The sequence below is a fragment of the Candidatus Thiodiazotropha sp. AKIB8 genome, from assembly GCF_058244675.1.
The window spans coordinates 1-13,378 of sequence record NZ_JBSYOO010000019.1; the positions used below are offsets into that span (position 1 = coordinate 1).

Sequence of the window (13,378 nt, forward strand, 5' to 3'; positions counted from 1 at the left end):
TCTTGGTGATTTTGTAGAGGCTAAGGCCATGATAAATCGTAGGGTGCGGCCCTGCCGCACCATTAGGGTGAGAATTCTCCAATAAACCCAGATAGTTTGCTCACTACCAGTAGCGTCTATACACCGATTCGTCAGGTGGTTTTGGTTTTAGTTGGGCATGGTGGGGCATGGCCGCACCCTACAGATGAATCTATTTTGGGGAGCCGGCCGGCTACTGTTTCATCCTTCTGGACGAGTCCTCGTTCCTACGCTCCAGCGTTAGAATGAATAGGGCAGCCCGTAGCCTGGATGAAGTGCAACGGAATCCGGGAGAACAGTGCATCAATCTTCCCGGATTCCGCTTCTCTCCATCCAGGCTACCTTGCTGCCCCCATCATACCGGCAAACGCCTCTGCGCTCGGTAATAAATACAAAATCAACAAAGAAGCTCAAGAGCACTACCTGTAAAATAATCTGTTATCAGAATCATTCTGCTACATGACTCAAGCCCAAGCGAAATAGACTTATAATAACCCCCATTAAAGCATGCGCAATGATGTTCACATTACGAAACTCATACTCAGAAAATATCTATGTGGCCCACTAACTTTCAAGCGCTCAACCCCCTTCTCCCTTGACTCCGGTCTATACAACAGGAGAGGGTTAGCACCAAGCATTTGATTCAATTAAATCATAAACCGCACTAACAAATAATTATCGATATTTTCTCCGTAATTTGGACAGCTTACTGAAGCTGTCGTTAAAGAATTTTTAAAGCCATGCAATTTTTCTATTACGCTTACAATCTATCAGCGCACCAAAATATAAGACACTTTATTAGTTTTCACAATCCACTCACATTACCAAAACTCCATGTAGTAAAGAGCTACTATATTTCAGCAATGTTACTCACTTTATCTAGTGAGACTAAAATATAATAATCAAGGTTGATCAAGTGTTGCATATCTAGAATAAGAATAAATACTATCTTCCCGCCTCTTCAGACATTTCTATTACGCTTTGTATGAGCTAAACATTAAAATAGATATTCATATCAATCACCTTAACTCATTAAATATTACTTGAATACTTCTACAGATAATCCTAACGTATGCGCCGGAGATATAAAAATTACATGGAGTAGCTATTTTTATGAGTATGCAAAAACTCTCTCGTCGTCGCTTCCTTCAAGCATCATTAGCAACAGGCGCTTCAGCACTTGGCGCCAATCCAGCCCACGCTGGCTTTTTCTCATCGCGATCGCGTCAAACAACCCCGGCGCTCAGCTCTCTTTTCTACTATATGCAAGTGCCTGAACTATTCAGTGCCTTGCCAACACCACCTTCACATTCAAGAAACCTTGTCATAGGCTCTGGCTTTGGAGGTTCCATCTCTGCCTTACGTTTAGCACAAGCCGGTGAACCGGTCACCATTCTTGAGCGCGGCTTTAAGTGGCCAAAGTCAGATTGGCGCGGCATTTATTCTAATGATGTCTTACCCGATGGAAGAGCATTCTGGTTTAAGAATAAAGTAAAAATGCTAACCGGATTAAATGCCTATATGGATTCTTTTGGTGGCGTCATGGATGCCACTGAATATGACAATATGACCGTATGGCGAGGATCATGCGTCGGCGGTGGTTCTGTTATTTTTACCGGCGTGATGATTCAGCCTGACCAAACCTACTTCGATGCCCTCTTCCAGGGAACAGTAAGTTATGCCGAACTGGATAACATCTACTACCCCCGTGTAAAACAGATGCTCAACCTCAACACCATGCCTGATGATATCTACCAGAGTAATCCATTCGGTCACTCAAGAGTCTGGGACAAACATGTCCGCCAGGCAGGCTACACCTCCACTCCGATCGACTCCATCTTCAACTGGTCAACTGTTCGTTCAGAACTTAACAACAGGGTCCGCAAGTCTGCCACTATCGGCATGAGTAATCATGGTAACAGCAATGGTGCAAAATTCGACCTCAATCAAAACTATCTGAGTATGGCTGAAGCAACAGGAAATGCAAAAGTCTATCCTGGACAGGAAGTACTCAGTATCGGTTGGGACGGTCAACGCTATGAAGTTGAACTCATCACCCGCAGCGTAACCGGAAAACAGCTTCAACACAGAACCATAACCTGTGATCGTCTGTTCATGGCTGCAGGCTCTATTGGAACCTCTGAACTGTTAGTAAAGGCACGTGCTCAAGGCACATTAAATAACCTTAATGAACATATTGGCGAAGGCTGGGGAACTAATGGTGACGCTATAGTAGTGCGCAGCTTCTCACCAATTGCCGGTATAACCCAAGGCACGCCAAGTGCATCCCGTATCCATGACACAAGCCATGGAATGCCAATTACTTTTGAGAATTGGTATGCCCCAGGTGTACCTGTTGATGTTGGCATTATCGGTAGTCTTGGAATGGCTTTCGATCAGACCAATCGAGGTCAATTTTCGTGGAACTCCAGATCAGAAAAAGTCGATTTGAAGTGGGCTATAGATGGTAATGCGGAAGCCCATTCCACGATGGAAACTATTAATAAAAACATTGCTTCAGCCTCAAATACAGTACCTGGCGCCTGGCCATTCATTAACAGTGTCAATGGTATGAACTGGACAGCTCACCCTTTGGGTGGCGCCGTTCTTGGTTTAGCTACAGACAGCTATGGACGGGTCAAAGGGCATCCTGGACTCTATGTAATGGATGGTGCTGGAATACCAGGCTCAACAGGATCGGTGAACCCGGCGCTCACCATATCAGCACTGGCTGAACGTAATATCGAGCAGATTATCAAAACGGGTAGTTAATATGGATGAGCAGACCACTCATTTTTAAAGCGATAAAATGAGTGGTCTTTTTAAGTCACAGACTTTAGTAGTCTATATCAGCAACCACCATGATCATCCATGAAGAAGCTCTGCACTTAATTGTCAAGATCTCTGATCATTGTATCTGCCAAAGCTCCCTAGATCATCACTGGCAGCAACAAAGGAAACCTTTATTTAATTATAAGGTGTTGAGACTAACTTCACATATCAACATTTCCGAGTTATCAAATATTGAAATACCTGGGCACCACAACTCCATTTGTTGTTAATGTGATTACTCTGTTTTTACTTTGGGTAGATCTCTAAATCATAGAAGCAAAAAAAGATATCATTAGAGATGCATGCGTAGAATATAACAAGCTAGTGCTCGAATTACTTTTCTTCAGGTGATTTTATCTTTCACACAGATCATAAAGTAATATATTTGCACAAGGACTATTTCTCACTATGGACAATTTTTTTCAATGGCTCGCAATCATTCTTGCACTCACCGGAAATGGCGAAGTTGTCAATGATACTACAGAAAATACAACCCCATCCGTAGAATCACCTCAACCACCTGTTGCTACAACGCCACCGCCAGAAGAGATACCCATAACACCCATTGCAACAACCCCACCTAAAGAAGATGAACCTCCATCATCAGATACAGAAACTCCACCCCCTATTGAAATACCATCAGGTGAAACACGATCATTTTCAATGGGATTTACTCCTTGGCCATATGCCGCATCCGATACTGCAATAACATATACATATACGCTTGTTCAAGATAGTGGTGATATTATCGCGCACCACTTAATGAGTGGCATACCCTGGGAAGAGGCATATTCAGGTCTGCAACTACCAAACAGCATCGAAGAAGATATATCATCAAAGATAAATCAGACACACTCAGGAAAAGCAATTTATTTGTCGATAGACTCGTTAAATTCCGCAAGAGATGACCTCGCATCTAACTGGGGAAAGAACGGAGAAGAACCCCGCCTGCCACCCTGGGATGAAAAAAACTTCGAAGATCCTGAAGTAGCCGAGGCATACAGCAATTTTGCTCTCAGAATGATAGAGCGCTTCCAACCGATTTATTTTAATTATGCACCTGAAGTAAGTGATCTCATTTTAAACGATCCTGACAAGTTCTCACACTTTATAATTTTTGCAGAGCGCGTTTACCAGAGTATCAAAAATATCCACCCTGACTTACCTCTAATGGCCTCAGTTGCTCTGAAAAGCCCTGACTCAAATGAAACTTCAATTATTGAGTCTAATTTTTCCAGATTATCTGATTTCGTCGATGTGGTTGGTATAAGTGTTTATCCCTATGCATTTTTCGAACACTCAAATAAGGGGGATCCGGCTAATTTACCAGCAGACTGGTTAAACCAGATATCTTCTATCGCTGGCGGCAAACCGACAGCCATAACTGAAACCGCTTGGATCGCTGAAAACCTGGTAATTCCTAGTTTTGGCTATTCTGAGCAAAGTAATGCTGACAAACAGAGTGAATACGTTTCTACTCTTTTAAAAACAGCAAATGATTTGTCTATGTCGTTTGTCATCTGGTTTACAGTTGTTGACTACGATACCCTCTGGAGTGGCATGTTAGAGCAGGATGATTTATCCAAGATCTGGAAAGATACTGGTCTGTATAACGAAGATTTGAACGCAAGACCTGCACTTGATGTTTGGAATTCATATTATTTAAGAGAGAAAGATATCTAAAATGGAGTTGTACACTTCGAATAACCCGAACATCCTTTGATGATGGTACAAGCCGGTTACGGGTCGTTTCTGGGAAAGACGCTGTAAATCCCAGGCAATGTTAAATGAGATGGTTATGCGCCTGCATCGGACCATACCGCAAATTCATTGCCACTTGGTTCAGTGAATTGAAAGCGACGACCACCAGGAAAGGTAAATATAGCTTTGATGACCTTGCCGCCAGCGTCGGTAACTTTTGTCAGTGTACCCTCTAGATTGTTGCTGTAGAAAACAAGAAGAGCCGCGCCATTGGCCGTACTGGAGCGCAATTTGGCTTTGAAGAAACCACCATTGAAATGCCACCATTCATGGGCTAGAGGACGGAACCCCGCCTTTAACATAACGCGCTTAAAAATATCTCGATTCTTTTGCTGCACTTTAGATATACTAAAGCCTATCTTCTTTAGAAAATAGTTCCATTAGATTGTGACGTGACTACTGTAGAATGGGCTAGGCCCCATATCTAATTTACATCCACTTTCATCATTAATGGTAATGTCTACAGCAATGCCCTTGGCCCGGACAGAAAAACGACTAGCAATAGTAATTTGTGCAAATAAAGCACTAAGTCCCTATTTGGTTGTAACATTAGTCTAGAAAATACTAATTGTTAACACTCTTATGATCAAAAGTTGTGTTTTTTTCCACAGTGGGCAACATGATTATTATCATTACTCATACATTTATAAAAACTCAAATCAGTACCTTTTGCATTTGAGCAATTATCATAAGTAACTCGTTTTTCAATCTTCGTCAATTCACTTTTTGTTTTTTCGTATTCTGTTTCACTTAAGTGACCTCCTTTATAATTTTTTTCGCCAACGGAAAGCATCGTATCGATGCCATCTTTAGCGTTGAATACTGCCTTTTTGCAGTCCAATTTGTTGACGTCGTCACTTCCAGTGTCTGTTGTTTTTAAAAATGCTGTAGCCATTTTCTTAACAGGATCCGTAAGCTTATAAGAACTTTCATCACTTTCTTTTGAGCAAGATGTTTTTACATTGGCATGCTTTAACTCAAGATTCGTGGAGGTATTTGAAACGATTGTTCTTTGAAACTCTTGTGATGACTCTTTTTCCTTCCCGCCTGTGATACTTTTAGTACGATTCATTACTAAAGTATTACCCTCAGTCTTCCAAGTCCCTGTATCAGTATTTATCGTCCCAAACATATTTGTTTCCTTTTTGTATGTTTTACCCGCATCTAAAGTTAGGTTAAAGGTGAAATCCCCATACTCTGAGGTCATATTGCAATTCCAGTTACCAATAATACTTTCCTCAGCTAGACAAGCGCCAGAAGAAACTATTGCTAAAATTAGGGTAGATGTTATTTTTTTTATTTATTTCTCTCTTATTTTTAAATATTAGTTGATTGTTATTTAGATTGTTACCGAATGCGGATAGGGGCCGTGCGAAGCAAAGAACCAGCGACAGAAAGGAGCTAACATGACACACTGGTTAATGCTATGACCAAGGTAATATGGAAAGACAGCAGCATGCCGTCTCACCTGCGTTATAACATGCTTTGCCATTACTGCCTTTTTTCCTTTTTTTTGAAGAAATTTCTATACTTGCTTCATTGCACACTTTAAATCGAGACCATGATTTAGATAGCATGATCACAACACCTTCTGTGCGGACAACGTTTAACGCCCATGATGAGCACGAGCCGTTTTGATGTAGTACGTTATGCGCACAACTATAACCTTTTCTTGGTGATATATATTTTTTGTACCACAAGATAAAGTTTTCGACTAAACGATCAATAATACTGTTCATTCAATTCACAGGTATAATGCCTAGATAAACGGCCAACCGTATGAAAGTCGGGTATCTGTTTTGTACACGTGAAGTTGATCCCATTGCTATACATTTCATAACAGCTTCATAACACCAAGTGTAATTGCATAAAAGTTTGGGATTAGAAATAGTGCTGTAAATATATTTTCTAGTAATTTTGAAGGTGGAGTTGCATCTGCTGCTGTCAAACCAGCAGACTGAAGAATTTCTTCTGCACTCTTTCCGCTGTTTTGCTCAGATTTTATGGACTCTAAACCAGCCTCACCACCGATCGCTAATCTGTTTCTTTCCTCTTCTTCGTTTTCTTTCTCAAATTTAAAATCATTATAAATTGCAAACATTAAAAGAATTGATGCAAGCACGACCAATGACATGAAAATCATATTATTATCAGTTGTTATGTAGTAATTATATGAAAGTAGGACGAGTAGTATGCATGTAAAGCCGCTTATTAATTCCCCAATTGCCGAAAACAAAACTATTTTATCCTCTGGCTTAATCAACTGTTTGATGCCAGAGAAGATTAAGAAAGCAAACCATACTAATGCTATCCAACTGTACCAAGGCATAAATTTCTCCTATATATTTTTGATTATCGCATGGCCTAACCGGATCGCATAGCGGAGCGATTCCGTGTTCAGTCCATTGCTAGAAATCTTAGTGATTGATAACATTATGCTTCGCTAAAATTTCATGAACTTCATTTGGAACAAACACAAACTCCGGCATATCACCTCCATCTAAAGAGATAAATCTTCCATTCTCACTCTCATTTTGAAACATTTCAAAACACTCTATAAAGTATTCACCTAAACTGTCTGAATATTGTCCTATTTCCCATTTATGGGGCTTACCGTTAAAAACAAACGAAAGAACAACATCGTCACCATCAGTTTCAGACTTCAAGTCTTTAAATTTCATTTTATTCATGGATCGTTTAGAGAATAACCTCAGAAGATCCTCATATCTTCACCCGCATCATTGTCTACACCCCAGTCTTCTGACCATATTTCGAAATGATTATCATCATAATGTTCTATAATTAGACCTCTGACATCGTATTTATCCGATATTTCATTTGCTTCAACAGATGATGGAATAATGTGATGCGCAACGAACATGAGTTGACCACCCTTCCTTCGATAAGAACTTGATTGTATTTTCGTCAACTACCTCATATTTGCTATCGCCATGAATTGTTGTATTTGGCCTGTAAGTACCTTCAGCAAACAGCCGCCTGGCCCACAAAACGAGAGGTAGTATTGTTCATCGTTTGCAGGGCCTATAGCCCACCCCCAGGGGTCTCTACAGCCTTCATCCTTATAAAATCCGCCCAAAGGATGTGATTCAGAACGAACAGCATTTTTTTCGATATGCCAGTTTGGTTTAGAGTTTAGGCCAAAGTACATAATGTATACCCATATTGCCCCTAGACCGCTTATAACGAGCAAAGCTAAGCCGCCAATTATTTTTAGAAGTGGTTTCATGATTTCTTTTCTAGTACTTAATGTCCGCATTTACAGCTGGATTGGCTCATAGTGAGTAATTTTATCGTGTAGCTAGCATTTATTGCTCCCAAGGTTGTTTAACTTTTTTATTATTTTCTTTTTCTTGCTTGCGTATAGCTCTCCAGTATAAAGGGGTTACTACCAACATTAAAATTAAACAGCCAATAAGAACAATATTTTTATAACTAATAGGTAGATTTAAAGCTTCATTTATTTCTGGATAGAAAAAAACGAAACCAACTAACAAGAACCCAATTATCATATATTTCCATTGCATGATTTATTTTTTAATACACATAACAGTTACGTTAACGAGCCCCCTTTCTCTCTTTACTATTTTATGAGTGTCTGCGCTCATGATTCAAAATACCCGTTTTCTTTTAGTTTCGCCACAGCGCTTTACCACGCAGTATCATTTAACTGATTATTAATTTCTTCGTGTCTGTTTTAATAACAATAACCACATCAGATAAATACTGATGCCATATCAATAAATCTATACCATATTCCTCTTCTATATTTTTCGTTAAGAGTGTGAATGGCTGGCTTGAGCGCACTGGGAGATATACCAAAATTAAAAGCTGGCAATTCCGTTAAATGGTCGATGTCCTTCGATTGTAGATCTGCCACATCTTGAAGCTGCCCTGGGGAAGTGACTTTGACTGGGCACACTGGTCTACCGGGTTGCAGGCTCTTGAAAAGAGCCATCCTACGCTTACCCGTACTTATGAGATGACTGATAAGGCGGTGGAGGAACCCGTAAATCAATAGAGGAAAAACGTCACTGACGTTGTATCGGAAATTTCTTCTTGCAACCAGACTCGCCGACTAGTCGATAAACTCCGAACGCTGCTATCTCGGATGGATCAACCGATTTCTCTATATCCATAAAGAGAAGTATCCCTGCGATTGAACTAATACTGATTTATACCTTTCTAGAACATTTAACGTTTCAACGCAAGGCTGTCAATCAACTCGGTCTGTGGCACTCAATTCAATTCTCTTTTTCTATGCCTATGTTTTGGTGCTTGTTAACACACTCATAAAAGCAAATACGCAACTCTACAGTTTTAAGATCTGAGGAATAAAAATCTTAAACAATTAAGATAACTGGACTATCTGGCTGATTATATGACTTATATCTGCTACCGGTATGTACACTATGGAAAGGAGTTATTGATTAATTCCAGATGAAGATTAAGAGTGCCACTTCCATTCTTCACTTACTCACTGCGGCACTGCGCAAGAAACGGGTGGCATACAGATTCAAACAAGTAGAGACTTTCACTAACGCCACACATCCAAACCATTACGCAAATATGACCTACGAATCGAATAATCAATCGATGGAGATAACTGATCCCACCTCCGGTCAGAGAAACTACACGCGCATCGCCAATGCCATTGAGTACATTCGATCCAACTCGCGTAGACAGCCCTCTCTCGCTGAGATTGCCTCAGCTGTCCATCTCAGCGAGCACCATCTGCAACGCATCTTCAGTGAATGGGTAGGTATTTCTCCGAAACGTTTCCTACAGTATCTCACCAAGGAGTACGCCAGGCAGGCCCTTATGGCATCGAAGGATCTACTCTCCGCCAGTCTGGAGAGTGGGCTCTCAGGCCCGGGAAGATTGCACGATCTGATGATCACATGTGAGGCCATGAGTCCGGGTGAGATTAAACAGCGTGGTCTAGGCCTGACCATCTCGTTTGGCAGCGCCGACTCTCCTTTCGGTGACGCTTTGATCGCGTGGACTGACCGTGGCATCTGTGCACTGAGCTTTTATGATCAGGGCGGTGCCGAGCAAAAGAGTGGCTTGGCCCATGCATGGCCTGAAGCCACACTAAACCGTAGTGACAAGGCTGCCTGTGCATTAATTAAGCAGATCTTCTACAACAAGCCTGAACCAGGAAAACTACATCTGCTGTTGAGGGGGAGCAACTTTCAGATCAAGGTTTGGGAGGCACTGCTGAACATCGGTACATCCAGACTCATCTCATACGCCACCCTTGCCCAGATGGTCGGTTCACCCAAGGCACAGAGGGCGGTCGGTAGTGCACTTGCTGAAAATCCGATTGGCTATTTAATACCTTGTCACCGGGTGATCAGAAGCAGTGGTGATAGCGGTATTTACCGGTGGGGAAGTGACAGAAAGCTGGCGATGCTGGCTTGGGAGGCGGCTAAAAAAGATAGTGATAATCCAGTGATCTGACCAGCTCAACTCCTTAAATCTCGCATCTGAGCCCGGCAGAAATTTCAGAGAAATCCTTAACCGCGAGAAACTCCCCATCCTCTCTCACCGGCTGTTTTGAGTCAGGCTTCAGGATCGCCAGTATCCACTCTATGCCATACGCTTGAGCAGACTTGAGCACTGCAGGGCTGTCATCGACAAACAGGGTGCGCTTGGGGTCAAAGGGGTGGAGGTTCTGAAATCGATTCCAGAATTCCGGATGCTCTTTTGGCAGACCCAGCTGATGGGATGAAACCACTTGGTTGAAAAATCCTGCGAGGCGGGTTTTTTCCATCTTCAGCGCCAATGTCTTCTGATGGGCGTTGGTAACCAGCACCCGCTCCTTGCCTGCACACATGAGCTGATCGAGAAAGTCGATGACATGAGGGTGCACAGAGATCAGGTGATCAACCTCCTCTTTCAGCAACACAATATCGAGCCCTAACTCTCTGCTCCAATGATCCACGCAGTACCAGTCGAGTGTCCCTTCGACGCTTTTGTATCGCCCCAGTAACTCTTCAGTCGCTTCTGCGAGGGGCATCCCTTTTGCCTCGGCATAGCGTGCGGGCACATGCTCCAGCCAAAAGTGGTTATCAAAATGGAGATCCAGCAAGGTGCCATCCATATCCAGTAATACACAATCGATCTCTTTCCAGGGAATCATGATATTGCTCTGCTGCTGTTTTGTGGCCACTATTGTCTCATACTGTTTGAAGATTCGCAGTTGCTCATCAATACCCGCCTTTGAATCTGCTTTGAGGCTGATTACTGAATAGCACCAATCTGACGGCTGTTCCACTAACGCCCAATCACCCAGAAGCAAGCATAAATGCCCCTCTCTCTTGACTGGAGAGGGTGAGCATCAAGGGTTTGATACAATTGAAGCGTAAACTGTACTACCTCATCAATCCTTGTTTTGTAAATTGTTGATGTAGTTGATGAATATCCCCCTCTCCCGTGTATAGACCGGAGTCAAGGGTAACGGGTGTTCGGAGACATGGGTAACACATTTAAAGTTCATCGATGCGGGTTCCTCAAGTCTATTTCAGCGACCTGTATCTGGCAGAAATTGACTGAGAATCCCCCCCTCTCCCCCAACCCCTCTCCCGCAAGGGGAGAGGGGAGTTGTAATCGATGTCCTGGTTGTTCGCTGTGAATGACGCCCCGGTTGCACACTGCCCCCCTCCTGTTGGAGAGGCAGAGGTTTTGTGACTATTCTGACCTTCATTCTCTGCTGCGTTACGCACTTTCGTCTCTCAAATCTCTATCAGTAAGAGAAACCAACGACAATTAACTCGTTGTCACAATAATCATCGAAATGATTGGAGAAACAGTGCACCAATCTGATAATTGATGGATCTATTGAAGACATACCCAGGCATGACAGATTAGAATCACGCTTACTCTGAGCACGTCGCTCACCTCTAAATCATTTGAAACCACTATCAACAGAAGAAAGCGTGACCAAGCCTAAAATAGTCTCACAAAAATTGATTGCTGAAACACGGATATTCCGAGTCGAACAGCTTGGACTGGAGTTCAGCAATGGAGAAAAACGAACCTATGAGCGCCTTCTCGGCGGCGAGAGAGGTTCTGTTCTGGTAATCCCGATGCTGGATGATGAAACTGTGTTGATGATTCGGGAGTATTCCGCAGGCAGTCAGGACTACCAACTCGCCCTCCCCAAAGGAAGAATGGAAGAGGGAGAAGACCCACTGCAGGCTGCCAACCGGGAGTTGCGTGAGGAGGTTGGCTATGCTGCAAGACAGCTTAGAGTGCTGAAAACGTTCACTATTGCACCTGCCTACATCCAGCATCACACCTATGCTATCCTTGCCCAGGATCTCTATCCTGACAAGTTGACAGGTGATGAGCCAGAACCCATCGAAGTAGTTCCCTGGAAACTTTCGGACTGGGAAAATTTAATCTCACAGCCAGATTTAACGGAGGCACGCTCCATCGCAGCGCTTTGCCTGGCAAGGAATGTTTTGTTATGACTTTACCACTCCCACTCGATCAACTCCTGGATCTGATTCAACAAGCAGGCGAGGCGATCCTGCAGATCTACGATACCGAGTTCGAGATCGAAACCAAAGAGGATAACTCCCCGCTCACAGCAGCCGATCTGGCCGCACACAATTTGATTGTCTCCAATCTGGAAAAACTTACGCCAGAGATCCCGGTACTCTCTGAAGAGTCGGCGAAAATCGCCTATGACACTAGAAAGAGTTGGAACCGCTACTGGCTTATCGATCCATTGGATGGCACCCGTGAGTTCGTTAAAAGAAATGGAGAATTCACTGTCAATATCGCTTTGATAGAGGATGGCAAAGCTGTGTTTGGTGCCGTCTATGCCCCAGTTATGAAAACCCTCTACTACGGCATTCCTGGCAAGGCTGCGAGCAAACAGATAGGCAATGAGCCTCCACAGCCAATACGTGTGGCATCAGAGCGTCGACAACCGACCCTGGTTGCTGGCAGCCGTTCCCATGCCGGTGATTCACTTAAAAGATTTCTGGACAAGCTGGGTGATCATCAACTGGTCAGCATGGGCAGCTCCCTAAAACTCTGCCTGGTTGCAGAAGGCAAAGCCGACATCTACCCACGTCTAGGCCCTACTTCAGAGTGGGATACGGCAGCAGCACAGGCAGTGGTCGAGGCAGCCGGGGGGCAGGTAACAACCCTGGATATGGCACCGCTCAAGTACAACACCAAGGACTCATTGCTGAATCCCTACTTTCTGGTATTTGGTGATGCCTCTGTCGACTGGTCTGAGTATCTGGATTAAGCCTTCCAGAACTGGTGGCTTACAGCCACCATGTGGCCGATACATGAGCTGATCAAAGCCCCCTTAAGCAAGACAATAGATTCACAGAATCATTTTGATGTAGTCCATGCTCTCCGACATTAATTTACGCAACTGCGTTGAGGGTATTGCATCACATCTGTTTTAAGGGTGAAAACACTGAAGTGATTCAGAAACAGAAGAGACCACGACTATGGTTAAATCACCAGGTTACTGGAAATCTGCTCTGTAGGGTGCGGCCCTGCCGCACCACGCCCAACTAAACGAAAACCACCTGACGAGCCGGGCAACAGAGAGTTTGCTTCTACCGACACTGGGACAGTCGAGGGAACTCTCTGGAATTTCTGTAGCATTCAACTCCTGATGGTGCGGCAGGGCCGCACCCTACGATTCATCATGGCCATAGCAAGGTAGCCTGGATGAAGTGATACGGAATCCGGGATGATTGGTGCACTGCTCTCC

The 13,378-nt window shown here is 43.4% G+C and carries 13 protein-coding genes; 6 read left to right on the top strand and 7 right to left on the bottom strand.

The features are described 5' to 3' along the window. Window positions 1–288: 288 nt before the first annotated feature. From AC4IFB_RS03560 to AC4IFB_RS03570, 3 genes are all read left to right on the top strand, one after another. The gene (locus tag AC4IFB_RS03560) at window positions 289–447 is read left to right on the top strand and encodes a hypothetical protein (protein WP_490779413.1); all 159 of its coding nucleotides are present in this window, start codon (window positions 289–291) and stop codon (window positions 445–447) included. A gap of 684 nt (window positions 448–1,131) precedes the next feature. Next, a complete protein-coding gene (locus tag AC4IFB_RS03565; RefSeq protein ID WP_490779414.1) occupies window positions 1,132–2,790 on the top strand; it encodes a GMC oxidoreductase in 1,659 nt (552 codons plus the stop codon). A 468-nt stretch (window positions 2,791–3,258) separates the two neighbouring features. Continuing rightward, entirely contained in the window at window positions 3,259–4,533 is a 1,275-nt protein-coding gene (locus AC4IFB_RS03570) for a hypothetical protein (RefSeq protein ID WP_490779415.1), read from the top strand. Between the two features lie 113 nt (window positions 4,534–4,646). Here the strand turns inward: AC4IFB_RS03570 and AC4IFB_RS03575 are convergent, their stop codons facing one another. From AC4IFB_RS03575 to AC4IFB_RS03600, 6 genes are all read right to left on the bottom strand, one after another. After that, window positions 4,647–4,949 carry a VOC family protein gene (locus AC4IFB_RS03575; RefSeq protein ID WP_490779416.1) on the bottom strand — a complete coding sequence of 101 codons (303 nt, stop codon included), beginning with the start codon at window positions 4,947–4,949 and terminating at the stop codon, window positions 4,647–4,649. A 248-nt stretch (window positions 4,950–5,197) separates the two neighbouring features. Next, a complete protein-coding gene (locus AC4IFB_RS03580; RefSeq protein ID WP_490779417.1) occupies window positions 5,198–5,818 on the bottom strand; it encodes a hypothetical protein in 621 nt (206 codons plus the stop codon). A gap of 217 nt (window positions 5,819–6,035) precedes the next feature. Beyond that, on the bottom strand, window positions 6,036–6,350 hold the full coding sequence (yidD, locus tag AC4IFB_RS03585; protein WP_490779418.1) for a membrane protein insertion efficiency factor YidD: 315 nt from the start codon (window positions 6,348–6,350) through the stop codon (window positions 6,036–6,038). 95 nt (window positions 6,351–6,445) lie between these two features. Further along, window positions 6,446–6,940 carry a hypothetical protein gene (locus AC4IFB_RS03590; protein WP_490779419.1) on the bottom strand — a complete coding sequence of 165 codons (495 nt, stop codon included), beginning with the start codon at window positions 6,938–6,940 and terminating at the stop codon, window positions 6,446–6,448. Between the two features lie 88 nt (window positions 6,941–7,028). Beyond that, window positions 7,029–7,292, bottom strand: a complete 264-nt coding sequence (locus AC4IFB_RS03595) for a hypothetical protein (protein ID WP_490779420.1) — start codon at window positions 7,290–7,292, stop codon at window positions 7,029–7,031. A 248-nt stretch (window positions 7,293–7,540) separates the two neighbouring features. Further along, complete coding sequence (locus AC4IFB_RS03600; protein WP_490779421.1) at window positions 7,541–7,858, bottom strand: hypothetical protein; 318 nt, start codon at window positions 7,856–7,858, stop codon at window positions 7,541–7,543. A gap of 1,211 nt (window positions 7,859–9,069) precedes the next feature. On the opposite strand from AC4IFB_RS03600, the gene AC4IFB_RS03605 reads away from it, so the two are divergent. Further along, a complete protein-coding gene (locus AC4IFB_RS03605) occupies window positions 9,070–10,092 on the top strand; it encodes a methylated-DNA--[protein]-cysteine S-methyltransferase (protein ID WP_490779422.1) in 1,023 nt (340 codons plus the stop codon). A 13-nt stretch (window positions 10,093–10,105) separates the two neighbouring features. Here the strand turns inward: AC4IFB_RS03605 and yrfG are convergent, their stop codons facing one another. Further along, window positions 10,106–10,774 (bottom strand): GMP/IMP nucleotidase, encoded by a 669-nt coding sequence (gene yrfG / locus AC4IFB_RS03610; protein WP_490779424.1) that lies wholly within the window; start codon window positions 10,772–10,774, stop codon window positions 10,106–10,108. Between the two features lie 796 nt (window positions 10,775–11,570). Between yrfG and nudE the strand changes: the two genes are divergently transcribed. Together nudE and cysQ are read left to right on the top strand one after the other, a co-directional pair. Further along, a complete protein-coding gene (nudE, locus tag AC4IFB_RS03615; RefSeq protein WP_490775812.1) occupies window positions 11,571–12,107 on the top strand; it encodes an ADP compounds hydrolase NudE in 537 nt (178 codons plus the stop codon). Beyond that, on the top strand, window positions 12,104–12,898 hold the full coding sequence (gene cysQ / locus AC4IFB_RS03620; RefSeq protein WP_490779423.1) for a 3'(2'),5'-bisphosphate nucleotidase CysQ: 795 nt from the start codon (window positions 12,104–12,106) through the stop codon (window positions 12,896–12,898). The genes nudE and cysQ overlap by 4 nt, the downstream gene beginning before the upstream one ends. Window positions 12,899–13,378: the final 480 nt, after the last annotated feature.